At 59.2% G+C, this 26,969-nt stretch carries 29 protein-coding genes and 5 pseudogenes; 15 read left to right on the plus strand and 19 right to left on the minus strand.

Annotated features, from left to right (window positions below; translation table 11 throughout):
• Window positions 1-15 precede the first annotated feature (15 nt).
• The gene (locus ACP7AP_RS17675) at window positions 16-1,569 is read right to left on the minus strand and encodes an ABC transporter substrate-binding protein (RefSeq protein WP_426036186.1); all 1,554 of its coding nucleotides are present in this window, start codon (window positions 1,567-1,569) and stop codon (window positions 16-18) included.
• 259 nt (window positions 1,570-1,828) lie between these two features.
• Here ACP7AP_RS17675 and ACP7AP_RS17680 point away from each other — a divergent pair, with 259 nt between their 5' ends.
• The 5 genes from ACP7AP_RS17680 to ACP7AP_RS17700 are packed head-to-tail and all read left to right on the plus strand — an operon-like array spanning window position 1,829 to window position 7,802.
• On the plus strand, window positions 1,829-3,148 hold the full coding sequence (locus ACP7AP_RS17680; RefSeq protein ID WP_426036188.1) for an NAD(P)H-dependent oxidoreductase: 1,320 nt from the start codon (window positions 1,829-1,831) through the stop codon (window positions 3,146-3,148).
• A 2-nt stretch (window positions 3,149-3,150) separates the two neighbouring features.
• Entirely contained in the window at window positions 3,151-4,161 is a 1,011-nt protein-coding gene (locus ACP7AP_RS17685; protein ID WP_426036190.1) for a thiamine pyrophosphate-dependent dehydrogenase E1 component subunit alpha, read from the plus strand.
• A gap of 2 nt (window positions 4,162-4,163) precedes the next feature.
• A complete protein-coding gene (locus tag ACP7AP_RS17690) occupies window positions 4,164-5,192 on the plus strand; it encodes an alpha-ketoacid dehydrogenase subunit beta (RefSeq protein WP_426036192.1) in 1,029 nt (342 codons plus the stop codon).
• Window positions 5,193-5,196: 4 nt separating this feature from the next.
• Complete coding sequence (locus ACP7AP_RS17695; RefSeq protein WP_426036194.1) at window positions 5,197-6,819, plus strand: acetoin dehydrogenase dihydrolipoyllysine-residue acetyltransferase subunit; 1,623 nt, start codon at window positions 5,197-5,199, stop codon at window positions 6,817-6,819.
• 20 nt (window positions 6,820-6,839) lie between these two features.
• On the plus strand, window positions 6,840-7,802 hold the full coding sequence (locus ACP7AP_RS17700; RefSeq protein WP_426036196.1) for a sugar-binding transcriptional regulator: 963 nt from the start codon (window positions 6,840-6,842) through the stop codon (window positions 7,800-7,802).
• Between the two features lie 33 nt (window positions 7,803-7,835).
• Here the strand turns inward: ACP7AP_RS17700 and ACP7AP_RS17705 are convergent.
• Window positions 7,836-8,967: pseudogene (locus ACP7AP_RS17705) on the minus strand (integrase core domain-containing protein).
• A gap of 250 nt (window positions 8,968-9,217) precedes the next feature.
• On the opposite strand from ACP7AP_RS17705, the pseudogene ACP7AP_RS17710 reads away from it, so the two are divergent.
• Window positions 9,218-9,729: pseudogene (locus ACP7AP_RS17710) on the plus strand (error-prone DNA polymerase); the annotation flags it as partial.
• Window positions 9,730-10,064: 335 nt separating this feature from the next.
• Here the strand turns inward: ACP7AP_RS17710 and ACP7AP_RS17715 are convergent.
• The 3 genes from ACP7AP_RS17715 to ACP7AP_RS17725 form a co-directional block, all read right to left on the minus strand.
• The gene (locus ACP7AP_RS17715; protein WP_426036198.1) at window positions 10,065-10,817 is read right to left on the minus strand and encodes a molybdopterin-binding protein; all 753 of its coding nucleotides are present in this window, start codon (window positions 10,815-10,817) and stop codon (window positions 10,065-10,067) included.
• On the minus strand, window positions 10,817-11,668 hold the full coding sequence (locus tag ACP7AP_RS17720) for a cytochrome b/b6 domain-containing protein (protein ID WP_426036200.1): 852 nt from the start codon (window positions 11,666-11,668) through the stop codon (window positions 10,817-10,819). The genes ACP7AP_RS17715 and ACP7AP_RS17720 overlap by 1 nt, the downstream gene beginning before the upstream one ends.
• Window positions 11,669-11,748: 80 nt before the next feature.
• Entirely contained in the window at window positions 11,749-12,078 is a 330-nt protein-coding gene (locus ACP7AP_RS17725) for a hypothetical protein (RefSeq protein WP_426036202.1), read from the minus strand.
• A 241-nt stretch (window positions 12,079-12,319) separates the two neighbouring features.
• Here ACP7AP_RS17725 and ACP7AP_RS17730 point away from each other — a divergent pair, with 241 nt between their 5' ends.
• Window positions 12,320-12,973 carry a peroxiredoxin-like family protein gene (locus ACP7AP_RS17730; RefSeq protein WP_426036204.1) on the plus strand — a complete coding sequence of 218 codons (654 nt, stop codon included), beginning with the start codon at window positions 12,320-12,322 and terminating at the stop codon, window positions 12,971-12,973.
• Here ACP7AP_RS17730 and ACP7AP_RS17735 read toward each other — a convergent pair.
• From ACP7AP_RS17735 to msrB, 4 genes are all read right to left on the minus strand, one after another.
• The gene (locus ACP7AP_RS17735; RefSeq protein ID WP_426036206.1) at window positions 12,913-13,857 is read right to left on the minus strand and encodes a LysR family transcriptional regulator; all 945 of its coding nucleotides are present in this window, start codon (window positions 13,855-13,857) and stop codon (window positions 12,913-12,915) included. The two genes, ACP7AP_RS17730 and ACP7AP_RS17735, sit on opposite strands and share 61 nt — an antisense overlap.
• A gap of 118 nt (window positions 13,858-13,975) precedes the next feature.
• Window positions 13,976-14,704, minus strand: coding sequence for a peptide-methionine (S)-S-oxide reductase MsrA (gene msrA, locus ACP7AP_RS17740; RefSeq protein ID WP_426036208.1), 729 nt, complete (start codon window positions 14,702-14,704; stop codon window positions 13,976-13,978).
• A gap of 51 nt (window positions 14,705-14,755) precedes the next feature.
• A complete protein-coding gene (locus ACP7AP_RS17745) occupies window positions 14,756-16,063 on the minus strand; it encodes a cytochrome c biogenesis protein DipZ (RefSeq protein WP_426036210.1) in 1,308 nt (435 codons plus the stop codon).
• A gap of 25 nt (window positions 16,064-16,088) precedes the next feature.
• Window positions 16,089-16,574 (minus strand): peptide-methionine (R)-S-oxide reductase MsrB, encoded by a 486-nt coding sequence (gene msrB, locus ACP7AP_RS17750; protein ID WP_426036212.1) that lies wholly within the window; start codon window positions 16,572-16,574, stop codon window positions 16,089-16,091.
• 226 nt (window positions 16,575-16,800) lie between these two features.
• On the opposite strand from msrB, the gene ACP7AP_RS17755 reads away from it, so the two are divergent.
• Together ACP7AP_RS17755 and ACP7AP_RS17760 are read left to right on the plus strand one after the other, a co-directional pair.
• Window positions 16,801-17,358, plus strand: coding sequence for a sigma-70 family RNA polymerase sigma factor (locus tag ACP7AP_RS17755; protein ID WP_426036214.1), 558 nt, complete (start codon window positions 16,801-16,803; stop codon window positions 17,356-17,358).
• Window positions 17,355-17,993: an NrsF family protein gene (locus ACP7AP_RS17760; RefSeq protein WP_426036216.1), complete on the plus strand. Its 639-nt coding sequence runs from the start codon at window positions 17,355-17,357 to the stop codon at window positions 17,991-17,993. The genes ACP7AP_RS17755 and ACP7AP_RS17760 overlap by 4 nt, the downstream gene beginning before the upstream one ends.
• On the opposite strand, the gene ACP7AP_RS17765 is transcribed toward ACP7AP_RS17760, so the two are convergent.
• Genes ACP7AP_RS17765 through ACP7AP_RS17775 form a run of 3 tightly spaced genes read right to left on the minus strand, consistent with a single transcriptional unit; the run spans window position 17,967 to window position 19,682 of the window.
• A complete protein-coding gene (locus ACP7AP_RS17765; protein WP_426036218.1) occupies window positions 17,967-18,602 on the minus strand; it encodes a pyridoxamine 5'-phosphate oxidase family protein in 636 nt (211 codons plus the stop codon). The two genes, ACP7AP_RS17760 and ACP7AP_RS17765, sit on opposite strands and share 27 nt — an antisense overlap.
• Window positions 18,603-18,613: 11 nt before the next feature.
• Entirely contained in the window at window positions 18,614-19,078 is a 465-nt protein-coding gene (locus ACP7AP_RS17770) for a DUF1348 family protein (protein WP_426036220.1), read from the minus strand.
• 55 nt (window positions 19,079-19,133) lie between these two features.
• Window positions 19,134-19,682, minus strand: a complete 549-nt coding sequence (locus ACP7AP_RS17775) for a carboxymuconolactone decarboxylase family protein (RefSeq protein ID WP_426036222.1) — start codon at window positions 19,680-19,682, stop codon at window positions 19,134-19,136.
• A 125-nt stretch (window positions 19,683-19,807) separates the two neighbouring features.
• On the opposite strand from ACP7AP_RS17775, the gene ACP7AP_RS17780 reads away from it, so the two are divergent.
• Together ACP7AP_RS17780 and ACP7AP_RS17785 are read left to right on the plus strand one after the other, a co-directional pair.
• Window positions 19,808-20,713, plus strand: a complete 906-nt coding sequence (locus tag ACP7AP_RS17780) for a LysR family transcriptional regulator (RefSeq protein ID WP_426036224.1) — start codon at window positions 19,808-19,810, stop codon at window positions 20,711-20,713.
• A 70-nt stretch (window positions 20,714-20,783) separates the two neighbouring features.
• Window positions 20,784-21,053: a hypothetical protein gene (locus ACP7AP_RS17785; RefSeq protein WP_426036226.1), complete on the plus strand. Its 270-nt coding sequence runs from the start codon at window positions 20,784-20,786 to the stop codon at window positions 21,051-21,053.
• On the opposite strand, the pseudogene ACP7AP_RS17790 reads toward ACP7AP_RS17785, so the two are convergent.
• Window positions 21,040-21,197, minus strand: a pseudogene (locus ACP7AP_RS17790) (multicopper oxidase domain-containing protein); the annotation flags it as partial. The gene ACP7AP_RS17785 and the pseudogene ACP7AP_RS17790 sit on opposite strands and share 14 nt — an antisense overlap.
• 82 nt (window positions 21,198-21,279) lie before the next feature.
• Between ACP7AP_RS17790 and ACP7AP_RS17795 the strand changes: the two are divergent.
• A pseudogene (locus tag ACP7AP_RS17795) lies at window positions 21,280-21,525 on the plus strand (transposase); the annotation flags it as partial.
• On the opposite strand, the gene ACP7AP_RS17800 reads toward ACP7AP_RS17795, so the two are convergent.
• Window positions 21,446-22,039, minus strand: coding sequence for an IS630 family transposase (locus ACP7AP_RS17800; RefSeq protein ID WP_426036228.1), 594 nt, complete (start codon window positions 22,037-22,039; stop codon window positions 21,446-21,448). The pseudogene ACP7AP_RS17795 and the gene ACP7AP_RS17800 sit on opposite strands and share 80 nt — an antisense overlap.
• The gene (locus ACP7AP_RS17805) at window positions 22,039-22,428 is read right to left on the minus strand and encodes a hypothetical protein (protein WP_426036230.1); all 390 of its coding nucleotides are present in this window, start codon (window positions 22,426-22,428) and stop codon (window positions 22,039-22,041) included. Before ACP7AP_RS17805 ends, ACP7AP_RS17800 begins: the two co-directional genes overlap by 1 nt.
• A 56-nt stretch (window positions 22,429-22,484) precedes the next feature.
• Here ACP7AP_RS17805 and ACP7AP_RS17810 point away from each other — a divergent pair, with 56 nt between their 5' ends.
• Window positions 22,485-22,982, plus strand: coding sequence for a type I-C CRISPR-associated protein Cas8c/Csd1 (locus ACP7AP_RS17810; protein WP_426036232.1), 498 nt, complete (start codon window positions 22,485-22,487; stop codon window positions 22,980-22,982).
• 40 nt (window positions 22,983-23,022) lie between these two features.
• Window positions 23,023-23,238: a type I-C CRISPR-associated protein Cas8c/Csd1 gene (locus tag ACP7AP_RS17815; protein ID WP_426036234.1), complete on the plus strand. Its 216-nt coding sequence runs from the start codon at window positions 23,023-23,025 to the stop codon at window positions 23,236-23,238.
• Here ACP7AP_RS17815 and ACP7AP_RS17820 read toward each other — a convergent pair.
• From ACP7AP_RS17820 to ACP7AP_RS17835, 4 genes and pseudogenes are all read right to left on the minus strand, one after another.
• Window positions 23,205-23,961 (minus strand): IS5 family transposase gene (locus tag ACP7AP_RS17820; RefSeq protein WP_426036236.1). Its coding sequence is split into 2 segments (ribosomal slippage): window positions 23,205-23,631 and window positions 23,630-23,961, totalling 759 coding nucleotides; the frame shifts between segments, so codons are not numbered across the junction. The genes ACP7AP_RS17815 and ACP7AP_RS17820 overlap by 34 nt on opposite strands.
• Window positions 23,962-24,364: 403 nt before the next feature.
• A pseudogene (tnpC, locus tag ACP7AP_RS17825) lies at window positions 24,365-25,865 on the minus strand (IS66 family transposase).
• 57 nt (window positions 25,866-25,922) lie between these two features.
• Entirely contained in the window at window positions 25,923-26,270 is a 348-nt protein-coding gene (tnpB, locus tag ACP7AP_RS17830) for an IS66 family insertion sequence element accessory protein TnpB (RefSeq protein ID WP_426036238.1), read from the minus strand.
• Window positions 26,267-26,434, minus strand: a complete 168-nt coding sequence (locus tag ACP7AP_RS17835) for a hypothetical protein (RefSeq protein ID WP_426036240.1) — start codon at window positions 26,432-26,434, stop codon at window positions 26,267-26,269. The genes tnpB and ACP7AP_RS17835 overlap by 4 nt, the downstream gene beginning before the upstream one ends.
• A 305-nt stretch (window positions 26,435-26,739) precedes the next feature.
• Between ACP7AP_RS17835 and ACP7AP_RS17840 the strand changes: the two genes are divergently transcribed.
• On the plus strand, window positions 26,740-26,955 hold the full coding sequence (locus ACP7AP_RS17840) for a type I-C CRISPR-associated protein Cas8c/Csd1 (protein ID WP_426036242.1): 216 nt from the start codon (window positions 26,740-26,742) through the stop codon (window positions 26,953-26,955).
• Window positions 26,956-26,969: the final 14 nt, after the last annotated feature.

Here is a 26,969-nt window from a genome sequence, read left to right on the forward strand (position 1 = left end):
CTGTCGGCCATCGGATCAGAATGGCAGCGGCTTGCCTGCACCCACATAGGTGCCAGCTTTCACATCCGCATACTGAACCGGTGCCTTATCTGTGCCAAAGCCGTTCTTGGTCAGGATGGCAGCCCAAGCCTTCTGGCCGTTCTCCAGCGCTTCCTTGCCGGTGATTTGGCCGGTGATCGCGCGGTTGATCTCGTTGCCCAATGCCTGTTCCATCTCGAACATGCCGGGGATACGCGGGCTGCACCAAGCGTGATCCAGGCTTTCGGACCAGACCTTCATCGGCTGCGACACTTCACGCAGTTTTTCGTTGGCCAGAACCGAACGATAGCCCGGCGCCACGCCATTTGCATTGGCTTCGTTCATCGCCATGATGGAACTGGTCGTCAGGAAGGCCAGCATCAGGAAGGCGCCCTCTGGGTTTTGCGCGGTCGCTGTGACGCAAGACGTTGAACCCGCGATATTCGGCGGAGCCCAGACGCCACCCGCAATACGTGGTTCATAAATGGTGGTGAAATCACCAACAATCTTGGACTGGTCGGGACGCATGGCTTGTGTGCCGGAATCCTGCCAGGAGATGTTGGTGGCAACCTGACCGCCCAGCCATGCTGCTCGGTTTTCACCCCAGCTTGCGCCCGAAACACCTTCAATAGCGTTTTTGGACAGTTGCAGCAGGATATCCATGCCCTTCATCGAGGCATCAGAGGTCAACAGCGGCTGGAAGTTGTCGTCGAACAGCTGCATCCCGGCTTGGGCCGCAATATGCTCCCATGTGTAGGTCGCCCAAAAGCCGCGTGCACCCAGCATCCCGATGCCTGCCACGCCGCCACCCAGCTTGTTCGCCTCACCGGAAATGCGGATCAGTTCGTCATAGGTTGGGATCGACAAGGCTCGATCCACCGGGCCGCCCAGAACCTTTTCCATAACCGAGTTGCGGACGTGAACCATCTGGATGTCGCAGTCGAACGGGATACCGACCAGTTTGCCACCGAAGTAACCGTAGTTCAGGCGATAGGTGTCATAGAAATCGTCCAGCGGCAGGTTCCATTTGGCGGCATAGTCGTCCAAGGGGGCAAGAAAGCCCGGACCAGCAAAATCGCCCAACCAAGCCGAGAAGAACTGAAGCGCGTCGAACGAGGCATTGCCAGAGATGAACTCGGCAATCGCCTTGTCGTAGAAGCTGTCATCCGGGATCGGGACCAACTCGACCTTGATGCCCGACAGTTCCTCAAATGGCTTAAGACCTGCGGCGGCGGAATCGGCATCGGCTGCACCAATGGCAAAACGGACGGTCTTTCCGGCCTGTTCGCTACGAACCTTTTCCCAGTCGACCGTGCGAATCCAGTCCTTCTTGGGGTCCCACAACGGATCATCGGTCATATTATACAGCTTGCGATAGTCCTCACGGACATAGCCCGCGACGGAGATCTTGTCGAGAATCGACTGGATGTCGGGCAAGTCAGAACTGGCCAGTGCAGGCAGCGCAAAGCCAGCAGGCACGGTAGCCAAGCCGAACGCCGCGCCGTTGCGCAAAAACGACCGGCGGGAAAGCCCTCTTGTAGATGTGTTCATTCCATACTCCTCCCAAATTGTGATCTGCACTAAGCCTTAATTGCGTGACAGCTCCCCAGTCGCACACGTTCCTGCCATGCTTCAGGGTCTAAAATGCCACGTTGTGAACTTTCACTCCACATTCATGTAGTGTGTGCAGAAAACACGACCTGTCAATCCAGTTTTTCTGACGAACTTGGACGTGCTCTAGTTGAACTTATGATTGACAAAATTGCAAATGTACACTTATCTTGTGGCAGCTGCAAATAGGAGAACCGCAATGCCCACGAATGTAGCCCTGACGGGCTTGGCCAAAGACTTGGCAGCGCGCGCTGAAACAGGCAAGCCCGTGCGGATCGGTCTTGTTGGGGCCGGCGAGATGGGCACTGACATTGTCAGCCGCGTCGCCCACATGCGCGGCATTGAAATAGGTGCCATCAGTGAACTGAACCCGCAGGCGGCCGGGCGCTCGGTGACAATTGCCTACGGCGACCCTGACCGCGCCGTTGCGACCGAGACAACGGACGCGCTGAACGCAGCCATCGAGCAGGGCCGCATCGCCACAACTCAAAAAGTCGAAACGCTGCTGGAATCTGGCCTGATTGATGTGGTGATTGACGCCACGGGCATTCCCTCGGTCGGTGCAGAGATCGGCCTTGCGGCCATGGAACGCGGCAAGCATTTGGTGATGATGAATGTCGAAGCCGATGTGACGATTGGTGCCTATCTTCGATCAGAGGCAGAGCGTCTTGGCGTAATCTATTCGCTCGGCGCGGGAGACGAGCCATCATCCTGCATGGAGCTGATCGAGTTTGTCAGCGCCATGGGCCACCGCATCATCAGTGCGGGCAAAGGCAAGAACAATCCGCTTAACTTTGACGCCACCCCAGACACATACACCGAGGAAGCCGTCCGCCGTCACATGAACCCGCGCATGTTGGTCGAATTTGTGGACGGCTCCAAAACCATGGTGGAAATGGCTGCGATAGCCAATGCAACCGGCCTGATCCCTGACCGCCCCGGCATGCATGGACCGGCCTGTTCGCGTGATGAGCTGAACAAAGTGCTGATCCCGACCTCGGCAGGTGGTGTCCTGTCATCCAGCGAAGGACGCGTGGATTACTCCATCGGCAAGGGCGTCGCCCCTGGCGTTTTTGTAGTGGCCGAGATGGACCATCCGCGTATCCGGGAACGCATGGAAGACCTCAAAATGGGGGAAGGTCCGTACTTCACGTTCTTCCGCCCCTATCATTTGACCTCTCTCGAAGTGCCACTTACCTGCGCTCGCGTGGTTCTGTATGGCAAGGCCGACATGGTGCCGATGGCCCGTCCTGTTGCCGAGGTTTGTGCTCTGGCCAAGAAAGACATGGCAGTGGGCGAAACGCTCGATCAGATCGGGGAATATTGCTACCGCGCCTGGATCATGACCGCCGCCGAAGCCCGAACGGCTGGGGCCATTCCTTGCGGGCTTTTGACCGGAGCCAAAGTGACCGCACCGATCAAGAAGGGCGATCTGATTACGCGCTCCAACGCTGCCGTGCCGGCCAACAGCAAGATCGCCGTCCTGCGGGCGCGGCAAGACGCGATGCTGGGGTTGTAAAGATGGCTGAACCAGCACTCTCCCCGGATAATCGCCCATTCGCCATTCGCCAGTACTCGCCCGCCCAACTGCGTGAGGCTCTAAAGCGGATGTACCTGATCCGCCGCTTTGAAGAAGGCGCTGAGGACAGCTACACCCGTGGTCTGATCCACGGCACCATGCACCTGTCCATCGGCCAAGAGGGCAGTGCCATGGCAACCTGCATGGAACTGACCGACGCTGACAAGATCACCTCGACGCACCGTGGCCACGGCCATTGCATCGCCAAAGGTGCCGATGTGGGCCGGATGTTCGCGGAATTCTTCGGCAAGGAAACCGGCTACTGTCACGGGCGAGGCGGCTCTATGCATATCGCTGACATAAAGACCGGTAACCTTGGGGCCAACGGCATTGTCGGCGGCGGGCTGCCCATCGCTGTTGGGGCTGCCTTGTCGGCAAAGCGGTTGGGCAAGTCCGACGTGACGGTTTGTTTCTTCGGGGACGGTGCCAACAACGAAGGCGCGTTCCACGAGGCGCTGAACATCGCCAGCGTCTGGAAGCTTCCTGTGATTTTTGTATGTGAAAACAATGGCTACGGCATGTCCACTTCCACTGCCCGATCCACTGCCGTCAAGTTCATATCAGAGCGTGCGGCCGCTTACTCCATGCCCGGCGTCACGGTAGACGGCAACGATTTCTCCGCCGTCTCAGAAGCGTTGCACCACGCCATTGTCCGTGCCCGGGCGGGCGAAGGGCCAAGTCTAGTCGAAAACCTGACCTACCGCTGGCGCGGCCATTCCAAATCCGACCGTAATCGCTACCGAACGAAGAGCGAAATTGAAGAATGGATGGCAAAAGACCCGATTGCCCGCTTCCGGGCCGAGTTGATTGCGCATGGCGTTCTGGATGACGCTGCCGCTGATGCCGTTGCCGCAGAAGCCGTGGCCGACGTGCAAAAGGGCATCGAATTCGCAAAATCCGGCCCTTCGCCGCAACTGTCCGAAGTCACCCGCTACGTCTACGCAGAGGCTTGAACATGAATGTTGTAACCAATCCTGTGACAGCGGGCGGAACCGATCAACGTATACTGTCCTATGCCGAGGCAATCCGCGAAGCCATGGCCATCGCCATGCAAGCCGACCCAACCGTGATTCTGATGGGTGAAGATATCGGCGTCTATGGCGGTGCCTTTCAGGTAACATTGGATTTAATCGACCGTTTTGGCCCAGACCGCGTAATGGACACGCCAATTTCCGAACTGGGCGGCGCAGGCGTCGCAGTGGGTGCTGCGCTGACCGGCCTGAAGCCGATTTTTGAGTTTCAGTTTTCCGATTTCGCTATGCTTGCGATGGAGCAGATCGTCAACCAAGCCGCGAAATTGCGCTATATGCTGGGCGGTGAGGCCTCGGTTCCCGTGGTGTTTCGGATGCCGTCAGGCTCTGGCACGGGTGCCGCTGCTCAACACAGTCAAAGCATCGAGGCGTGGTTTGGCCATGTCCCCGGGCTAAAGGTGCTGCAGCCCTCCACACCGGAAGACGCCAAGGGGATGCTGCTGGCCGCCTTGGCCGACCCGGATCCAGTGATGATTTTCGAACACAAGTTGCTGTACAAGATGAAGGGTCATGTGCCCGAAGGAAGTTATCTGACACCGATCGGCAAAGCCCTAGTGCGCCGCACCGGGACGGATCTGACCATCGTTGCAGGCTCCATCATGCTGCACCGCGCACTGGAGGCCGCCGATAAACTTGCCGCCGAAGGCATGAATGTCGAGGTGATCGACCTGCGTTCGATCCGTCCTATCGACCGCGAGACCATCCTGACGTCGGTGCGCAAGACAGGTAAACTTCTGGTAGTCTACGAAGGCGTCAAAGCCTATGGCGTCGGGGCCGAAATCAGCGCGATGGTCGCGGAAAGCGATGCCTTCGATTATCTTGACGCGCCGATCCTGCGCCTTGGGGCAGCAGATGCTCCAGTGCCGTACAACCCGGATCTGGAACGCGCCTCGGTGCCACAGGTTAACACGATCGAGGCTGCCGCCCGGCGCCTTGTGCGCCGCGAGGTTTAGATCCATGCCGCTCGAAGTTATTCTGCCTAAGGTGGATATGGACATGTCCCACGGCACGCTGTCCACCTGGCACGTGTCAGAGGGTGAGCTGGTCCAAAAGGGGGCACCCTTGTTCGATATTGAAACCGATAAAGCCGCGATGGAGGTCGAAGCCTCCGAGACGGGCTATTTGCGCCGAATCGCGGCACAGCCGGGCGACAAGGTGGCTGTGGGCACAACGATCGCTTGGCTGTACGCAGAGGGTGAGGCATTTGATCTGCAAATGGCGACTGGGCCCGAAGCGCCTGCGTCACAGAGTCCGGCCTCAGCGGTTGCACCGCAACCGATTGAAGTGATTTTGCCCAAGGTTGACATGGACATGACCCATGGCACGCTTGCGGTCTGGCATGTAGCAGAGGGCGAACTTGTCAAACAGGGCGCCCCGCTATTCGACATCGAGACGGACAAGGCCGCCATGGAAGTGGAAGCGCCTGCGACAGGTCTGCTGCATCACATAACGGCCAAACCCGGCGACAAAGTCGCTGTAGGTGCCATCGTGGCATGGATTTATCCCGAAGGCATGGCTGTCAGCCTGCCTCCCACGCCCGTTGAGGCCGCAGCAAAACCTGTTCCTGTCGAAGCGGTTCTTCCGGTTCAGTCTGCCGACGTGGCGCAACCCATCTCAACCTTGGCAAAACGTGCAACACCTGCCGCACGCAAGGCGGCAAGAGACGCTGGGCTGACCCTGTCAGAGGTCACCGGTACTGGCCCGCTTGGTCGGGTTCAACACGACGACGTGACGGATCTTTTGGTGCAACGCACAGCACATGTTGCCGCTGAATCAGCATCCGCACCTGGCTGGATACGCGAGTCGGGCTCCCTGAACATTTCGCGCCGCAAGGGTGACGGCAAATCCGTGATCCTGTTGCATGGCTTCACCGCCGACAGCCAGTCCTGGGCCCCGTTCGAGAAGGCCCTCGGCCCTACGCGCCCCTTGGTGCGAATTGACCTTCCTGGTCACGGCAAGTCCCCCAAACGGCATGTCCGCAGCTTTCAGGACCTGTCGCGTATGATAGTCGAGACTTTCGACGAAGCCACACGGGATTTGGAAGATGTTCACATCGTCGGCCATTCGCTTGGCGCGGCCTTGGCGCTGGCGCTGGCCGACATCCGGGGGCGGCGCATCGCCAGTCTGACGCTGATCGCCCCTGCCGGTCTTGGCCCGGAAATTGACGCAGCAGCCCTGAACGGCATTGTCCGCGCCAGTCGCGTCGAAAGTTTGGCTCCTTGGTTGCGAAAGCTGACGGCGACTCCGGAGGGCATCAGCGATGATTATGCGCGTGCCGCGATGCGCTCGCGTGAGGATGCGTCTTTGCGCGCGTGCCAGGCGGACATGGCCTCAGCCCTGTTTCCGGACGGCGTACAAGCCTTTGACCTGCGCGCAGCTCTTTCGCGCATTGACCTGCCCACACAGATTCTGTGGGGCCGCAGCGACCATATTGTGCCATCCGCGCATGGCATCTTGGCAGATGGTGAATTCGCGCTTCATCTTCTGACAGGCGCAGGGCATATTCCCCAAATCGAATGCCCGGACCGGGTTGCGCGGATCGCCCAGCGGCTGATCAACGCTGCCGAGGTTCTTGGCTGATCACAAGGCTGGAACCTGTCATGCAACCTGCAACTCATAGCTTCGGCATTCAAAGCGAGGCTGACAGGCTTCGGGCACGTGCCATCTGGCTGTATCACGTCGAGGGTTCGACGCAGAACGATATCGCAACCCAGCTTGGCATCAGCCGCGTAATGGTCGTCCGCCTTCTGGCCGATGCGCGCCGCAGAAACGAAGTTCGTATCACGATTGCAGCTCCGCTGACCGAGACTTTGCTGATTGAGCGGGATGTCGAAACGCGGTTTGGCATAAACCGGGTCATCGTAGCGCCTTTTTCAGACGCCGAGGCTGATCCCGTCAAAGTCATCGCCGCCGCCGCAGGCTACTTCATATCGTGCGAGATGAAGGCTGGCATGACAGTCGGTGTGGGCTGGGGCCGAACCTTGTTCAACACTCTGCCCTTCATCACAGGTGCCACACTGGACGACTTTCGCGTTGTATCGCTTTTGGGCGGTATCGCTGCTGCACGCCGCTTCAACCCCGCTGAATTCGCCTGGCAGTTTGCCGAACTGTTTCAGGGCGAGGGCTTTTTGATCCCCGCGCCCGCCGTCGTCGACAGCGCGGAGACCAAGCACGCACTTCTGGAGCGGTGCGGGCTTTCGGCGATATTCGAGATGGCTGACAAACTAGACATGGCGCTCCTCTCTTGTGGCGGCATCAGCTCGCTGACCACCAGTTACCGGACGGGCTACCTCTCTGAAGCAGACCGCCGCTCTCTCGTCGAGGCGGGGGCAATTGGCGACGTCTTGTATAACTTCATCGATGCAAACGGTGATCTGGTGAACCATGAAGTGAACAGCCGCGTGATCTCGGTCAATCTCGCACGCCTACGGCGCACACCAGAGCGCGTACTGATCTCGGGTGGAAAAGACAAATTAGTCGCATTGCGTGCAACCATTAAGACCATAGTTCCCACGACACTGATTACTGATGAACAAACCGCATTGGCGCTGATTTCTGAATGATACGCATTATAATCTCTGCAATGCATTGTCTGTCTAGGTGTATAGTCCCGATGTCAAGTAGCACGGCTCTTCATAGAAGAGTTCCGGCCTTGCCTGCCATTCCTTCCAGATGAACTGTGCTGGTGTGAGTCCCTTGAGGGTCTTGAGTCGTCGGGCGTGGTTGTAGGTATCTATGAACAAATCAAGGTGTCGGCGCAGTTATTCGTGGTCGTCATAATGGTAGCGTTTGACGGTGGCTTCCTTGATTGTCCGGTTCATGCGCTCGACCTGGCCGCCATTCGGGAAAACAGTCCGCCGGACTGTTTTCTGATCCTCATGGCTCCACGGATGGTTGGGTTTGGTCAGGCGGTGCTCGATTTCGTTGGCAGTGCAGATCATGTCGAAGCGGCTGAGGCGCGAGATCACGGTGTTTCGGTTTCTCGGCTGTTCAGCGAATTGGATGCCATTATCCGTTGCCCGGCAGGCGGTTGCCTTCAAACGCCGAGAGGGGGTCAGGATGATGTTGATCTTGTAGGGAACCGCCTCCAGGACGGCCTCAAGAAAGATCACGGCCGTGGGTCTGTCGGCCTGTTCATAGAGCCGGACGATGGCAAGTTTTGATGTGCCCCTCTCGGCGATTGCTGCGCAATCACCTGCCGGGCAACGGATCAATGGCTACGAACATGTAGAGCTTGCCTTCGCCAGACCTGACCTCGGCAATACCCCCTCTCGTGGTTTGCGGGCAAACCACTGCCGGGCGGCGGATGTGAAAGAAGCCGATAGGGTAGGCTTTGAACTTCTTCCTTGCGGGTGCCTCGCCGTCCATGTCGGCCAGACGGGATATGCCGTGACGCTGCAGGCAACGGTGCAGGCAACGGTGCAGGGAGGATCGCGTCAGACCCGGAATCGTCGGCTGCAGGGCATAAAGGCAGTCGTCGAGCGGCAACAGGCTGTGCCGACGGAAGGCGACGATCATCGCCTCGTGCTCAATGCTGAGAACCGTGGAGTGGGGTGCCGCAGGGCCCAGCGGCTGATCGGAAACCGTGGTCCGTTTGCGCCATTTCTGAACCGTCGTCGGGCTGATCGCAAAGTGCCGAGCAAGCGCCCTTACGCTCTCTTCACTCCGCTGTATCGCTCGACGGACCGCCGCTGTCGTGGTGGCGCTGCCGTGAAGAACCTGTCCCATAGTGCCTCCATCTCTGAGACTTCAATCGTAACACCTCTCAGCGGGACTATACATCTAGAACGCATTGAACTCATGCGCTTGCGATTGCCCCGGATGACGGCAGACATTCGCAGCGCTTTGTCACCTTATGTTGAGGGGAGCGGGTCGGGCGTCGCCGCCGAGGCTGCGGCTGCCGTCGAAATTGGCTGATAGTTTGCGTCTGTGAGTTGCTTGCCCTGAGTGTCGACACTGACGCGCACCTCTCGCCAAGCGAAATGAATATGATGCCGACTTTGCCACCCGGTGTTTTGCGCAGATTGAGGGGTCCGGCAACTTTGGTTTTCTGGAAAGCCAAGCCGCGCGTTTCGCGCGGCTGGTCTATGTCTCGTATTGGTTGAAATGCCATCATCAAGCGATTTTCATCTGCGCGCTGCTGAACAGCCAGCCGATGGGATTCTACGCCCCCGCTCAACTTGTCCGCGATGCGCGCGATCATGGCGTCGACGTGCGCCCAGTCTCGGTGAACAATTCATTCTGGGATCGAACCATTGAACCGAGACATGGCGTCGCGCTGGCGTTACGGCTCGGCTTTCGCCAGATCAAGGAGATGCAGTGTAGATCTCATCTTCGCGCGGCAATGGGTATTCCGACGCAGAAAGCCTATGGCGGCTGGCCGAGGCGGATGCCTTCGCTTCTTTGGGCCTGAACCGCCGTAGCGCTCTTTGGGATGCCAAAGCCCTTGCAGCACCAACGCCATTGCCACTGTTCGGGGCCGATGGTGATCTTGCACCTGATCGCCGAGTGCATTGAAGATATGTCGCCGCTTCTGTCGACTCTTGGTCGCCCGGTCATGATTGACGCAAATGATGGTCGTGCAGATGAGGCAAAGCGGCCTCTTGGCGGCAGTGTCAGATCGAACCGTCACCCGAGAGCGGACTAAGTTGTTATTTCCGAGCCGGAATTTTGATTGAGATAAGGAACGTTTTGGATAGAAAGCAGCCATTTGCAGAACAGATGCATCGACGCGGTCATTGGCGCCGGTAGTCGCTCCATTGGATCGGACCTATATCCAATATTTGCTGATCCCAATAATATGCCTTATGCACCCGTTTCATGGCCTATATACCTGCATACCAATCATAGCCGATCTGGTCTTCCCAGAAACCGCCTTTGCCAAGACCCGTCGCAGCGAGGGTGGCTGTGGCTTCAATCCGCATGATGTATTTCGCCTGCTTGTAGCCCAGTTGCCGCTCGACCCGCAGGCGCAGCGGCGCGCCATGGCCGACCGACAGCGGTTGGTCGTTCATGGTATGGGCGAGGATGGTTTGGGGATGGAAAGCATCAACAAGATCAATGCTTTCGTAATAGGCATCGCCGCCGAAATCATCCGCACAATGCAGCACCAGATAACGCGCGGCGGGCAGCAGCGAGACGTGCGACAGCAGCGCGCTGAGCGGCACGCCGGTCCATTTGCCAATCGCGCTCCAACCCTCAACACAGTCGTGGCGGGTGATCTGGGTGCGGGCGGGCATGGCTTTCAGCGCTACCAGCGTGAAGCTTTTCGGGGCGCTGACAAGGCCATCGACCTGCAACTGCCAGTTGGCGAAATTGGTTTCCATATGGCGTTGGTAGTCTGATGACTTGGGCATGGTGTTGCCGTTGGTGCGGAAATCAGGCGACATATCGGCTTCGGTAAACTCTGGCGCTAAAGCGTTGCGCCCGATCAGGCGGTGGGTCTGGTATGCCAGTTTCTCGCCGCTACCCAGCACAAGATCGCGAAAGCTTGGGCTCAACACAAGGCCTGCGGTGGTGCCGATGATTGTGGAAAAGCCAAGTCCGGTCAGCACGGATCTGCGGGTCAGAAGGGCCATCAGTTTTTCTCCTTTGGCAAGCGGTAGCGGCCTGTAATCATCGAGCGGACCTCGTTGATTGGCCCCGCCAGCACCACCATCAGCAGATGCACCACGATGAACCCCACAATCCCCATCGCGAAGATGAAGTGCAAAGATCGGGCAGATTGCCGGCCCCCGAAAAGATCAAGCAGCCATGGCATAGATGCGTTCAAGCCGGGCGACATGGTAAAACCTGTCAAAATCATGCCGGGTATCAGGACGATCAGCACCGACAGATACGCGAATTTCTGCAAGATATTGTAGCGTAGCGCCGCCACTCCGGTTGGGAATTGCAATTTGGCATGGTGCTTGATGTCGGACCAGATATGCGCAGGGCGGACTTCTTCGGCGGTCGGCAACAGGTCGCGTTGCAAATGACGGTTGACCACGCTGCGGAGCAGATAGGCGGCAAGGCCCACGGCGAACACCCAAGCAAATGTCAGATGCCAGCGCCGCGCCAGTGCCAGATTATAACTTTGCGGCAGCGTCGCCCAAGAGGGGAAGGCGCGGTTGCGCACCATGCCGTCGCTGTCGGTCCAACGGCCCAGAACGCCGGTGGTGTCGACTGTGACAGTGCCCACGCGCACAAAGCCGGTGCTGGCCTCGGTCGCGCCGATTTGCAGCCAAGCATAATCGGGGTTGGCACCATAAGCGCCCCAATACAGCCGGGGATGTGCATTGAAGATCATCAGCCCACTCATAAGCATGATCACGATGGTTATGGCATTGGTCCAGTGCCAAAGCCGCGTCGACAGGCGATGCCGATCAACCATATCGCCGCCCTGAACTGCGGTTTGGGCAGGCATAGCCATGGGTTCGGTGACGCTCATCTGCTATCCTGATCAAGTAAGAGGGTGCGTTAATGAGAAAAAATGGTGGGCACCGAGGTATCCCCGGTGCCCAGAGCAGATCACATCTTGGGATGCATTGCATCCATCAGCATCATGTCGGGATGCTCTTTGCAGGTCTTGACCACAGCGGCCATCTCATCTTCAGGGCTCATCGCCATGGCGTCACCCGAAGCCATCGCATCACCCGATGCCATTGCATCACCGGATGCCATCGCATCACCGGATGCCATCGCGTCGCCTGCCATTTTTGCGTCTTTCATCGTCGCCATCATGCCATCAGAATCCATCGCCGAGAAGGCGCTGCACGCCATATCCTTGGCCATAGTTTCGGCAAATGCCGGAGCGGTGAATGCGGTTGAGAGTGCCAGTGCAATCAGAAAACGGTTCATCGGAAGTCTCCAATTTGATGCGGACATCGCCAGTATTGGCAGCAGGCCCGACAGGTTAGAACCGATCCGTCAGCGACCGATTGAAATTAGGGTGCCCCAGTGCGCGTAAAATAGAAAATGCCACTTACCTATGCTTTCAATGCCCATAGGCTGTCAAGCAGCGCCGTCCATGCTTTGCGTGCATGAAACCCATGCGAGTAAAGCTCTTTATGTGGCGCGGGATTTGCACAATGATAGAGCGATGAAAAACCCTGCCCCCCTTGCTTTGCGCCTTGCTGCGTGCCGCACGCTTCCCGGCGCTTGGCTGGAAAGCTACGATGCGCTGATTGCGCGGCTGCGGGCGTCGGATGCCATGGCGGGTGCGCCGCATGTGGGGACGGTTGCGCCTGACTTTGCGCTGCCGGATGCCAGTGGCCGCTTGCGCAGGTTGAGTGATCTTCTGGCCGACGGACCCGTGGTGTTAAGTTTCAATCGCGGCAGTTGGTGCCCGTATTGTGAGGAAGAAATCGGCGCTTGGGCCGAGAATCGCGATGCACTGGTCGCAGCAGGCGGGCGGTTGATTATCGTGACGCCGGAAACTGGTGGGCGATTGGCGGGTTTGGCGCAGATTGCGGGCGATAGGGTGGTGGTTTTGTGCGACCCTGATCTGGGTGTCGCGTTGCGATATGGCTTGGCGTTTCCGGTGGGGCCTGTGGTGTTGCAAGAGTTCCGCGCGGATGGCTTTGATCTGGCCGAGGCTTACAGCACCGCCAATGGTTTGTTGCCCTCGCCCGCCACGTTTCTGCTAGATCGCGCCCGGCAGGTGCATTTCGCTTTTGTCGATCCCGACTTTCATCACCGGGCAGAACCTGCTGCCGTGCTGTGCGCATTGTCCAGCCTGACCAGACCCGCCTGATCGGCTGTCTCCGACGCACTTTCCTGCCAATCGCGCGCCCGCGCCGCACGCATGAACGCATCGGCTGCACGTCCGCGGCGGCGACCTGCCACGGCAGCCAGAAGGATGTTTTGGCATAACTCGCAATCGCTTAAGCTGACAGCCGCGGTGCCCGAAGCGGATATGCCCGCAGGCACGATCGCATGCCCAAGCCCCAAAGCCACCAGTCGCAGAGTTTGACTTTGGCTTTCAACCCGATGCCGAAAGCTGGGTGTCAGGCCAATCGCCGTGGTAGCAGCACGCCACAAAGCCGCGCCTTCGTCGCCACCGTCGATCCAAGCATCCGCCGCCACTTCTGCCATGCAAAGCGGCGGGCCATTGGCAAGCCGATGACCTACACAGATCGCCATTTCGTAGCGTTGCACAAATAGCGGCCAAGTCTCTAGCCGTTCACGCGCTTGCTCTGGCTGGGCTATGATCAGCAAATCAATACCGCCTTTCAATGCGGTATCGAGCAACTGATCAGACGTGCCGCTGCGCAGATCTATCGCCAACGCAGGCAATGTGGTGACCAAAGTGGCCAATATCTGGTCCAGCACCGGCAAATTTAGCCCATGCGCCACCCCGATGACCAGCGGAGCAACCTCTGCCCGCCCAATGCTGCTGGCAAGCGAAGTTGCTGCCTCTGCTGCCTCATAGGTTTGCTCAAGATGCGGCAGCACCATGCGGCCCAGTTCGGTCAGATGGGTCAGCGCACGTTCGCTGTTGAACAACGCCCCACCGAATTCGTCCTCCAGCTTCTGAATCGCGCGGGTCAGCAATGGTTGGGTCACGTTGCATTGATCCGCCGCACGGGTGAAATTCAGCGTCCGCGTCACCGCCAGAAAGTATTTGATCTGGTGCATTTCCATTGGATTTACGGACTACCTGAGTGCGTTGAGCTGTTTCAGTGTCAAATAACCCACGGCATCTTTTATGCCTTGTGCCGTGGGTCTGATGTTTTAACGGTTAACTGGTTAAAACTTAGTTCATCACCAAAACCGGCTTGGTCTTATAATCATCTGGGAACAACTGCTTCAAATCGGCGACTTTCGGCAGATCATTCGCCACGATATAGGGATAGGTCGGGTTCAGCGTCAGGAAATCCTGATGATAATCCTCGGCTGCGAAAAATTTGGCCTGCGGTTCAATCGTGGTGACAATAGCACCGTTGAACACTTTGGCTGCGCCAAGCTGGGTGATGTAGGCCTTGGCGATTTTGGATTGAGCCGCATTGGTCGGGAAAATCGCCGAGCGGTATTGCGTGCCGTGATCGGGGCCTTGGTAGTTCAGCGTGGTTGGGTCTGTTACCACCGAGAAGAAGATGTGCAGAAGTTGGCCGTAGGTGACTTTCGCCGGATCATAAACGATTTTAACCGCCTCGGCATGGCCGGTGGTGCCGGTGCTGACCATATCATAGCTGGGGCTTGCATCTTGACCGCCGGTATAGCCAGAGGTGGCGCTGATCACGCCATCGACATGCTGAAACACGCCTTGGACGCCCCAAAAGCAGCCGCCCGCAAAGATCGCGGTTTCGGTGCCTGCGGTCGCGGCCTCGTCAAGGTTGGGGGCCGGAATTGCAATGCCTTCGCCCGCAAAGCTGGCGGTGATCGGCAGCAGCATCGTGCCACCCATCAGAGCGGTCAGCGCCAGCACCGCGCGCAAAGCCGGGCGGCGGGTTGGTTTTGGGATGTTGTTCAGGGTCTTGGTCATGGTGTTTCCTTTCAGTGATCGTATGGAAAATGGCGGATTATAGGGTGGCGGTTACGGAGAGGCCTTGTCACGCTCGGCAATCAACTGCCGGATCGCTTGTTCAGACTGATCGTAGCTGCCTTCGCCAAAGTGGTGGAAGCGCACTTGGCCGTCGGCATCTATAAGATATTGCGCGGGCCAGTAGCGGTTGTTGAACTGCCGCCAGATCGTGAAATCATTGTCCAGAGCAACAGGGAAAGTGATGCCCAGATCGGCGACGGCGTTTTTAACATTGTCACGATCTTTCTCGTAGGCAAATTCAGGTGAATGCACGCCGATCACCACAAAGCCCTGATCTGCGTATTTTGCCGCCCAATCTTTCACATAGGGCAAGGTGTGCAGGCAGTTGATACAACCGAAGGTCCAGAAATTGACCAGCACGACCTTGCCTTTCAGTTGCGCCATGCTGAGCGGTTCCGAGTTCAGCCATTGCACAGCGCCTTTCAGGTTTGGCGTGGTAGGCTCGACAGGCAGGGTCAGCTTGATCTTCTGGGCCTTGATCTGGATGATATCGGTTTCCATCATGCCATCGGTCGCAGCAGCGGGGGCGCTTTGCAACAGCGCGTTGTCGGGGGCTGGCAAGGCCTGCGGATCGGTCATGCTATTCAGCAAGCGCTGTTCCAGATTGGCTGTGCTGGCATAAGACGCCTGCGCCAGAAATTTGGTGTCAACGCCCAGCCCAATCGCCACCGCAGCCAGGATGACTGCGACGCCAAAGCCGCGACGCAGCCATACTGTAACGGGAAGCGAGCGTTTCATCGTCTGAAACACCCGACCACCAACCAGCAGCGCCAAGGCGAGCGATGTTGCCGCGCCCAAAGCATAGGCCAGCAGCAACAGGCTGGTGGCAAGGTTCGCGCCGTTGATTGCCGCCCCAGTCAGGATCAAACCCAGCATCGGTCCGGCGCAGGGGGCCCAAAGCAGGCCCGTCGCCACGCCCAGCAACAGCGAGGCCACAACGACCGATCCGCCCGCGCGGCGGTTGCGGTCGGCATTGTCGGACAGCCGCGCGCCAAGCGCGACCACGGGCCGGGTCAGCTTGTCGGCCACCGCCGGAAACAGCAGGATCATCCCGAAGCCCGCCATCACCGCCAAAGCGATGCTGCGGCCATATTGGTTCGCAGTTACCGCCCAATCGCCGCCCACTGCCGCCAATGACGCGACGGCGGCGAAGGTTGCGGCCATGCCTGTCAGCATCGGCAGGGTGCTTTTGACAAACGGCTGTCCCGCGCGGGCGAACACGAACGGCAACACGGGCAGGATGCAGGGGCTGGCGATGGTCAGCATACCGCCGACAAAGGCAAGAAGAAGCAGAAGCATGATGCGTTCCTTCTCGTTGCGGGGTTCAAGTGGCGTGGAACGTCAGGGCGACGCCATCCATGCAGTAGCGCAGGCCGGTTGGTTGCGGGCCATCATTGAACACATGGCCCAGATGGCCGCCGCAGCGGCTGCAATGCACTTCGGTACGGGTGCCAAACCCCGAGGTGTCCTCGGACGTGCCAACAGCACCTTTCAGCGGTTGCCAAAAGCTGGGCCAGCCGGTGCCGCTGTCAAACTTGGTGTCCGAGGAATACAGCGGCAAATCGCAACCAGCACAGGCAAAGCTGCCCTTGCGGTGTTCTTCCAGCAGCGGGCTGCTAAAGGCGCGTTCGGTGCCCTGCTCGCGCAGCACCTGATATTGCGCGGGCGTCAGCATGGCGCGCCATTCGGCGTCGGTATGGGTCACAGCAAAACTTTCGCCTGCCTGCGCGGCCCGCCCAAACATCCCAAAACGGGCGGCAGCGGTGCCGAGGATAAGGCTGGTCAGAACGGAACGGCGCGAGGGGTGCATTGGTATTCTCCTGAAAGTTAAGGGCGATTGCGCAACGGCGCGCTTGCTGGATCATTCATTGGCTCTCGGCAGTCCATTCGCGCAAAATTCGGCGCTGTTACGCGGCTCACGCTTTGGTGTTCAAAGAAAATCGGGGGTGTTCAAACATTGTGCGCTGATAGCGTAATGCAGAATAATCGCCTATCGCTTGTAACGAACCGCCTCTGTGCCGCGAAAGGACAAGGGAATGCAGCTGACCGAAGACCCTTTGGCCACGCTGCTGAAGGCGGCGAATGCAGATGACAGACAAGCCTACGCCCGGTTTCTGCACGCCGTCACACCGATTGTCCGGGGAATTGTGCGGGCGCGCAGCCGCACGCTTCCCCCCGACCAACACGAGGATATTGTGCAGGACGTTTTGCTTGGCATCCATCTGAAGCGCCACACTTGGGATGCAGCCCATCCGCTGCGGCCATGGCTGTATGCGATCACCCGCTACAAAATCATTGACGCTTACCGCAAGCGCGGCGCGGCAGTGCATTTGCCCATCGAAGATTACAGCGACGTGCTGCCTGCCGAGGATATAGCCAGCCCGCTGACCGCGCGCGATGATCGGGCGGAAGTCGATCACCTGCTCGGCCAGCTTGACCCGCGCTCGGCAGAGGTGGTGCGGGCTTTGGCGCTGCGCGATGAGACACAAGCCGATGTCAGCGCGCGCTTGCAGATCAGCCCGGCCAATCTGCGCGTCACTTTTCACCGCGCGATGAAGCGGATGGCCGCATTGGGCCGCAGGGATCAGCCATGATGCAGACCGATGATCTGATCGCCCGCCTATCCACCGAAGCCGTGCAGACAGTCCTTCGCCCCGCCCGGCTTGGCATTATGATGGCCTTGTCGATCCTTATTCCCGTTGCGCTGTTTCTGTTGGTGCTTGGCGCCCGTCATGGCTTGCTGCTTGCATGGTCTAACCCCGTTGTGCCGTTCAAAACCCTGCTGCCGCTGATCACTTGCGGCTTGTCTCTACTGCTGGTGCTGCGCCTGATCAGACCCGAGGCGCGGACCGGGGCTACAGTGTGGTTCTATGCTGTGCCCCTGCTGGCGGCGCTTGCGCTGTGGATCGGGGCCTTCGCCCTTCGCGAGCCCTCCGCCCGCTTTGCCGAGGTGGGAACGTTTTCGCTGGAAGAATGCTTAGGCTCGATCTTGCTGTTGTCGATCGTTCCGGTGGTGGTGATGCTGCGACTGGTGCAACAAGGTGCCGCCAGCGCGCCAACCCTGTCAGGTGCCCTTGTCGGACTAACCGCCGCGAGTGGTGTCACCATCGGGTATTCGCTGTTCTGCACCCGCGACAATCCGCTGTTTTTCGTGACGTGGTATGGCACCGCCATTCTGATTGTCACTCTGATCAGCGCGTTGCTAGGGCGTCGGATGCTGCGTTGGTAGTCCGGCAATCTGACCCCTAAGATCGGCAAGCTCTGCCTCCAGCGCCGCAATCTTGGCATCGCGGTCGGCAAGTAGGCGCGCCACATCCACGGCCTCAAAGCGCTGCGGGATATGCTGTGGGCAGTTGACATCCCACGCCGTGACCGTGAACAAGATAACCTGTTCGGGCCGGGCTTTGTAGCCTGCGGGCATCAGACTTGCGACCAGATCGCCGTCGCCCTCAATAACCTGCGCGGTGCCCCAAATCTTGATGCGGCGACGCTGGGCGTAGTCGATCAGGAACAGCTGGGCCTTGGGATTTTCCGCCAGATTGCCCGTTGTGATATACTGACGGTTGCCGCTGAAATCGACAAAGCCCAAGGTCTGACTGTCGATTACCCGCAGAAACCCCGGTGGGCCACCGCGATGCTGCATATAGGGCTGGCCGTCACCGCTGGCAGTGGCCAGAAACACGCTGGTCTGCGCGGCGATTAAGCCGCGCAACGCATCGCTGATTTCGGTCTGCCAACCGCCCGCAGCTTCCTGCTCCGCATAGGCCCGCCGAGAGCCTTTGCGGGTCTGCGCTGCCTTAACTGCGCCCGAGAATGCAACATCGCTCGAATAACCCATCTGCTGACCTTTCAAAGCCCAAGCGCGCTGAGGCCGGGATGATCATCCGGCCTGCGCCCCAGCGGCCAGTGAAATTTGCGCGCGGCCTCACGGATCGCCAGATCATTGATGCTGGCGTGACGTTGCTGCATCAAACCATCCGCATCGAACTGCCAGTTTTCATTGCCATAACTGCGAAACCACTGCCCCGCCGCATCGTGCCATTCATAGGCAAAGCGCACCGCGATCCTGTTGCCCAAAGTGCCCCAAATCTCTTTGATCAGGCGGTAATCCAGCTCGCGCTCCCATTTGGCGGTCAGAAACGCCACAATCTCGGCGCGGCCTGTCAGAAACTCGGCACGATTGCGCCAGTGGCTGTCCTCGGTATAGGCCAAAGCAACCCGGGCGGGGTCGCGCGAATTCCAGGCATCCTCCGCCATGCGGGCCTTTTGCGCGGCGGTTTCCAAGGTGAAGGGCGGAAGGGGCGGGCGTGACATCGGTTTGCTCCGGGTGATGTGCCGCCCACATTTGGGCAGCACCATATTGCAAGGATCAGGCGGCGAGAGCTTTGGCTTGGGAGAAGTCGATCACGGTCTGTGCGACCTCGCTGATGTAATTCGTCCAAGTGTTCAGCGCGACATGAAGCACGATTTCAACCACTTGCGCGTCGTCATACCTTGCCAGCTTCACCGCGCGCAGATCGTCATCGCTGACATGGCCGCGTGCTTTGGTCACAAGTGCTGCGAAATGCACCGCCGCATCGGCTTTGGGATCGTTGGAATGGCCCATCCGGTTAGCAAGGATTTCTGACTCATCCACCTTGGCGAGGATCTTGCCAAGATAGCTGTGCGCCGACAGGCAATAGCTGCAGCCATTGATTTCGGCCACCGCCAGCGCGATGCGTTCGCGGGTGGCTGCGGGCAGGGTGCCTTTGCCCAAAGCCCCCGACAAACCAAGGTAGCCTTCTAGGGCTGCGGGGCTGTTTGAGACAACACGGAACAGGTTTGGCACGATACCAAGCTGCTTTTTCACCGCCTCCAACAAGGGCTGTGCTGCAATCGGAGCCTCGGCGATGTTGGCGGCTGTGGCGATACGGGTCATTTTACTCTCCGGGTTGATCGGGTCGTTGTGACCCGCTGTGATCAAACTAGTGCCTTTCACTCTCGCGGAATATCCGGCAAGAATAGCTTATATGCTTCCATTTAACGGAAGGAAACATCAAGGCCATGGATCGTTTAGACGCGATGAATGTGCTGTTGCAGGTGGTCGAACAGGGCAACCTTTCGGCGGCAGGCCGTAAATTGGGTGTGCCGCTGACCACGATCAGCCGCAAAATCTCGGATCTGGAAACCCATCTTGGCGCACGCCTGCTGCAACGCTCAAACCGCCATGTGACGCTGACCGAGGCGGGGCTGTCATACCTCGCCGCCTGCAAACGCATTTTGCGCGACGTGGCCGAGGCAGAGCTTGCGGCATCCGGCGCATTCACCACCGCTCGCGGCGAATTGACCCTGACAGCACCCGTGGTGTTTGGCCGACTGCACGTTCTGCCCGTCGTCACCGCGTTCTTGCAGGCCTACCCTGAGATTGACATCAGGCTGACGCTGGCAGACCGCCTATTGCATCTGCAGGATGATCACGTCGATGTTGCGGTGCGTATTGGCGCGCTGCCCGACAGCCGTTTAAGGGCGGCGCGGCTGGGTGAGGTGCGGCGGGTGGTTTGCGCCAGCCCACAGTATTTTGCAGCGAATGGTCTGCCGCTTGCACCAGCAGAGATATCCCGTCACCACTGCATCACCTTCATCGGCCTTGATCACACAGATCGCTGGAACTTTCAGACGAATGGCGTCGAAACCACCATACCGATCCGCTCGCGTCTGGCCGTCAACTCCGCAGAAGCGGCTATTGACGCGGCCGTGTCGGGTGTGGGGCTGACCCGCGTGCTGTCCTATCAGATTGCAGCCGCCTGCGGTGCCGGACACTTGACGACGGTGTTGGAAGCTTACGAGCCGCCGTCTGTGCCCATCAGTCTGGTTTTTGATGGCCAAGGCGCTTTGCCGCTGAAACTACGGGCTTTTCTGGATTTCGCCAGCCCGCGCATCAGAGCGCGTATAGTGGCGCATACAGGCTGACGGTGATTTGGCAAAACGAGGCCTCGGCAGAGGGTGGGCAGATCCAACAATCCTATGAAGCATGTCATAGGTGATCATCGGAGCTCACTATCTGACCGATGCAGGCGACGCGAACTATCACAATGCAAACCTGTGGTCATACGCCGTATTTTCGCTGGATGTGTTCTGGTCGCAGCGCGCAATGCTTGGTCTAAACCATCAGCAAGCCAACAAGATGGTATACAACCCGTCGTTCACCGATCAATCACTTTATGGAACTTTCCACCTCGATATTGCCCACTGTGTACTTTTCAGGGGTAGGTGGGGCTCCCTAGAAGTAACGCCGATCAAGCCGAAATGATGAATTCGGTCATAATTCCCGACGCAAGATGGGCATGTGGTGGCAATGCAGCATCCAGCTGGCCGCTTCACCCGCATCGAGAGCGACAGTAACCATTGCCATTGGTGGCACAAACACGGTGCCACGCGGGGCACCGGTAAATCTTCCATGAGCGGTGTCGATTACCTAGGTGTTTGATCCCACGGTTTGATGGTGCGATCCTTTCTAGGGAATGGAAGGAAGCATTATGGGACAAGTTCGTCACGGGAGCGCCACGACCACGCACGCCGTCAGAGCAGCAATACAGCGATCGCAAGCTTCGCTGTCGCGGTTGAGCCGGGAGTTGGGCATCAACCCCAAGACGGTGGCGAAATGGCGGAAGCGGGTGACGGTCGAGGATATGAAGACCGGGCCTACGGAGCCGCGGTCGACGGTGCTGACAAAAGCGGAAGCGGCAATGATCGTCGCCTTCCGGTGCCACACGTTCCCACCCTTCGCCATGAGGCTTCGATGGTGCGTTCATCGGCCTTTCGGAACAGGGTTTTGAGTTTGGCGAAGGCCAATTCGATCGGGTTAAGGTTCGGGCTGTAGGGTGGCAGGAACAAAAGGTGCACGCCTGCGGTGCGGATCAACTGCCGGGCGGGCAGGTCTTTGTGGCTTCCGAGGTTGTCGGCGATGACCACGTCGCCGGGAGTGAGCGTCGGGACGAGACACTGGCCGAGCCAGGCGGTGAAAGCATCCCCGTTGATCGGCCCGTCCAGCACGAAGGGGGCAACGATGCCGTCATGGCGCAGCCCGGCCAGGAAGGTCAGGGTTTTCCAGTGACCATGAGGGACTTTGGCGGGCAGTCGCTTGCGCTTTGTGGCCCAGCTGCAGGTCTGCGTCATGTTGGTCTTGATCCAGGTCTCATCAATGAAGATCAGACACCTAGGGTCAAGCCGGTGCTGGTGCGCCCGCCAGCGCGCCCGGAACCGCGCCAGCTTCGGGCGCAGCTGCTCGCTGGCCATCAGGGTCTTTTTTTGACCGTCTGGCCTGCGCGCCTCACAAACCGCCAGACCGTGTCATGCGCAACACGCACGTCCCGTGCCGCCAGTTCTGCCATCAGCGCCCGCATTGTAAGGTCCGGCTTCTCGGCCAGACGGGCCAGCAGCCAGTCCCCGGGTTCACGCGCAAGCGCCGCCCGACGGACACCCGCGATCCTTTCCGGAGCCTGCCCCCGCCCTGCGCGCTGTCGCTGCCCGATCCGCACCGCCGAGGCGACCGAAACCCCGAACCGCTTCGCCGCGGCCCGGACCGTCTCCCCATCCTCCAGAGCCTCTGCAACCCGCATCCTGATATCCATGGACAGTGGCAACACCATGCTTCCCTCCATCATCTGGGGGAAGCAGTGAATCATGAAAGACCCCACATGGGAATCCACATTCCGATTCCATCAGATGCGGACATGCTCTCGTGTCTTTCGACAAGGATAGTGATGCGTTCTCCTCCTATGGACATTTGCTCGCAGAAAATGCACCGACGGCAATTTCTGTTGCGTTCGCCCACACTGCTGTCCTGAACCACTTTCTCGCCCGCGACAGCGGCCACTGTATCCAGATCGGCGATACCTCAACGGTGTTTTGGGCCGATGGCTCGGCAGTCGAGGCGAAGGTGTCTGAGCGGTTGTTCTTTGCCATGATGAGCGGGGGCGATGCGGCGGGCGAGGATCCGACAGCCGAAGACAAAATCGCCACCACGCAAATTACGCTCTGGCTGGAAATGATCCAGCAGGGCAACGCTTTGGGGCAAGTCGCGCCGAAGCTCGCAGACGGGGTTCGGATTCACATCCTCGGCCTCGCCCCCAATGCGGCGCGGTTGTCAGTACGGTTTCACTATGAAGATGATTCTTGCAAGCTGATGGCGAACTATCAGAACCACCTAAACAATCTGATGCTCGCCCCCCCCTCGTGACGGTTTTCCGCCGCTGTGGCAATATTTGCAGGAACTCGACGTGCTGTGCAAACACGAGAATGTTCCGCCCAACCTTGCGGGCGACTGGATGCGGGCCATTCTGGCCGGGCAGCCTTATCCGCTGACATTGCTGTTTACCACCCTGATGGGCCTTCACGGCGATGGTGATGTGAATGCCTGGCTTGCGGGGATTTTGAAATCTGTGCTGGGGTCTGTTGAGATTCATCGGGAATTGATGAGTGCTGCGCCCGCATAGATCATTGTCTTGAAGGATGCATCGGTCTTTTCCGACCGCATGGCGATGCGCTTGAACTCGTTGAGTTTGCAGAAGAAGTTCTCGATCAGATGGCGGCATTTATAGATGTTCAGGTCGATTTGCAGCGGGTTGCTGCGCCTTGGGTGCTGTGAGATGCAGATCAGCGCTCCGCGGGCATTCCTGTCTGCGATGATCCAGTTGCTGTCGAAAGCCTTGTCAGCCAAGATCGCATCGAAGCTGATCCCGTCGATCAGGGGGGCCACGCCGACTGTATCGAAGCGGTGTCCCGGCAGCAGGACGAAGCGCACCAAGTTTCCCAAGGCATCGGTCAGCGCGAGTATCTTGGTGGTCCAGCCGCCCTTTGACTTGCCTATCGCCTGACTTTGAGTCCCCTTTTGAGCCCTGTCCATGGCGGTGAACCTTGACGATGGTGCCGTCGATCATCGCCATTTCCATATCGGGTTCCTCGGACAAGGCATTGAAAATGCGCTCAAACACCCCAGCAAGGCCCCAGTCCCGGAACCGGCGGTAGACCGAGTTCCACTTGCCGAACTCAGCCGGAAGGTCACGCCACTGCGCCACGGTTCGCGCGATCCAGAACACCCCCTCCAGAAACAGTCGCGCATCACCCCCCGTCCGTCCAGGATCGGACTTCTTGCCCAGACAGTGCGGCTCGATCTTCAACCACTGGCGATCCGTGATGATGTGACGATCAATCGGCATCCAAACCTTCCCTTTGGGAAGTTTGAATCAGAAATCATGCCAAAGGGGAATCCTGGATCTCAACAAACCCTAGAACATGCAGGAGGATTGTCTTTATTTATCAGTATGTTATGCGAACAGCAGAAAAGGCACGTTTAAGAGCAGTTTTCAACCATTGAAATGGGTCTTGGGGCTATCAGTTCTAGGGCCAGAGAGGCACCTACAGACCCTCACTTGGCTACGCTGCGACCTAGTGGCCCCGCTCGCCACCAACTGCCCACAGCCCTCCCGAGGCACCCGCTGCTCGTCTATAACGACCGCTTGCGCATAGGCGGCACTCCAACAGTCGGCTTCCGCCCGATAGCTGCCCTTCCTCCATCAACGATCGCCGCCGCGAATTCTCTGTAAGCGTCCGGTCTGGCTGCTATCCGTTCCAGCGCCACGGAAGGAGGTCGTCGACCTTGGTGATCTTGTAGTCTGGGATGCGGGCGAGGGTGTCGGCGAGCCAGGCCGCTTGGGTCGACGGCGTTCAGTTTGGCCGTTTCGATCAGGGTGTAGGCGATGGCTGCCGCCTTGCCGCCTGCCTCGGAACCGACGAAGAGATAGTTCTTCCTTCCCAAGGCAACGGCGCGCATGCCGCGCTCGGCAGCGTTGTTGTCGAGCTCAAGTATGCCGTGATCGAGGTAAGGGCGCATGCGTTCCATGCGGGTGATGGCGTATCGGATTGCTCCGGCCAGCGGGGATTTACCCGAGATCGTAGTGAGTTGCATGGCGAGCCAGGCTTCGAGACTATCGAAGACCGGTGCGGCATGGGCGCGTCGTCGTTCTGCGCGGCGGTCTGGCGGGGAGCCTCTGGCCTCGTTCTCGACGGCATAGATCTGAGCGATCCGGCCGATGGCCTCTTCGGCGATGGGCGAGCCTTGCGACCGGTGGATGTCGACGAACTTGCGCCGGACATGGGCCATGCAGGCGACCTCACGGATTGCCCCAGTTCGATAGAGGTCCTCGAATCCGGCATAGCCGTCGGCATGCATCCAGCCGCGAAAGCGGGCGAGATGATCCTTGGGGTGCTGGCCCTTTCGGTCGCCGGAGAAGCGATACCAGGCGGCAGGGGGCGCAGTGCCGCCCCAAGGGCGTTCATCGCGGGCATAGGTCCTGAGGCGAGCTGTCTGGGTCTTGCCGGTGCCGGGAGCAAGCATGCTGATGGGCGTGTCATCGACAAAGATCGCCTCGGCCGACAGGACATGTCGCCCGATGGCATCGGCGAGCGGTTCCAGCAGGGCGGTGGTCTTGCCGACCCAGTCGGCCAGGGTCGAGCGATCAAGATCGAGCCCTTCGCGGTCGAAGATCTGGCTCTGGCGGTAAAGCGGCAAGTGATCGGCATATTTGCTGACCAGAACATGCGCCAGCAGGCCCGGCCCGGGGCGATCCCGCTCAATGGGGCGCGACGGCAGCGGAGACTGAACCAAGCGTTCGCAGCAGGCGCAGGTCAGCCGGGGCCGGACAATGCGGTTCACGATGAAGCGTCCGGGGACGTATTCCAGTTCTTCCGTCACATCCTCGCCAATCCGGCGCAGGCGGCCGCCGCAATCGGCACAGGCATCGGCACCGGGCGTCAGTTCCACCTCCATCCGGGGAATATGGTCCGGGATCGGACGGCGCTTCGGTTTGTCCTTCGCCTCGATGTCCGGCAGCTTCATTCGTGCGGTCATCGCGGTGGCCGCAATCTCACTGGTCTCCAAGGCCAGTTGCAGTTGCCCGGCCGTCTCGGATGACGCGCCAAACCGGTGCGCCCGGTGCTCGGCCAATTGATGCCGCAGCTTCTCGATCAGGATCGCCTGCGCCTTCACCTCGGCCAGAAGCCGCGCGGTGAAGCTGCGCAGCTCCTCGGGGTCTTCCGGCAAGGTCAGGGTTTGATCCAGCATGTGAGAAGTTTATCCACTGTATTCGTTGTGGGAATCATTGATTGCAAGACAGGCAGATTATCCCGCTGCCAAGGGGCGCCACGTCCGCTGTGGCGCCCGCCAGTCGATACCTTCCAGCAGCATCGCCAGTTGCGCAGGCGTCAGCGCCACCTTGCCCTCCTTCGCCGAGGGCCAGACGAACCGGCCTTTCTCGAGGCGCTTCATGAACATGCAAGCCCGCTGACCGTCCCACCAGATGATCTTTACCAGCTCACCCCGGCGGCCACGGAAGACGAACAGATGCCCGCCAAACGGGTCCTGCTTCAGCACGGCTTCGGCCTGCGCGGCCAAGGCCGCAAAGCCCTTTCGCATGTCGGTGATCCCCGCCGCGAGCCAGACCCGCGTGTTGGCCGGGACCGGGATCACGCCGTCAGCCCCCGGATCAACCGCGCCAGCGCCTCGGGATCATACCCGCCGCTGATCCGCATCCGGTGACCGCTCGCCAGTTCGATCTCGATTTGATTGTCGGCGGCAGGCATCGGTCGGGCCAGCGAGGCTTCCTTGACGATCTCCACCGGCAGAAAGTGCAAACCCGATTCCTCAGATCCAGCTCTAGGTCGATATTTGGGGTCGCGCAGCTATTTGAAGATCAGGTTCGCGTTTACCGTATAGCGAAGCGCAACCTGAGCCACGGAAACGCTCGGCGCCGTCGTCTGCAAGCAGATAGACCGCTTCTCCTCATCCGTCCAAAGCCGCCTCGTCCGCCGCGCCATGCCCGCACCTTAGTGTCCACTATCCTTGGTAAACACTATCCCGCACCATCAGCACGCGGCAGAGCAGTCAGACCGGACGCTTACGGCTTTTCGCGGTTTATGAGGAGGTTCAACGCGCGGCCTTGGGTGGAAACGTCAACGCCACGATTAAGGACAAGTTTTACGGTGCAGCCTCCACTACGCCGCAAAAGGTGTTTACGGAGTTGGGAAGCGGCGCTGCAAACTGTTTCTTCAAGCTGAAAAAGCTAAGTCCGGGCTGGGTGGTGAACCTTGAGAAACTTGTTCTGTCGGTGACGGACCTGATGACTCCGCAAGGCTACCCATTTCCAGCCGTCTGACCACTGCCGAACAG

It is taken from the genome of Cypionkella sp. TWP1-2-1b2, assembly GCF_049896245.1.
GTDB lineage: Bacteria > Pseudomonadota > Alphaproteobacteria > Rhodobacterales > Rhodobacteraceae > Cypionkella.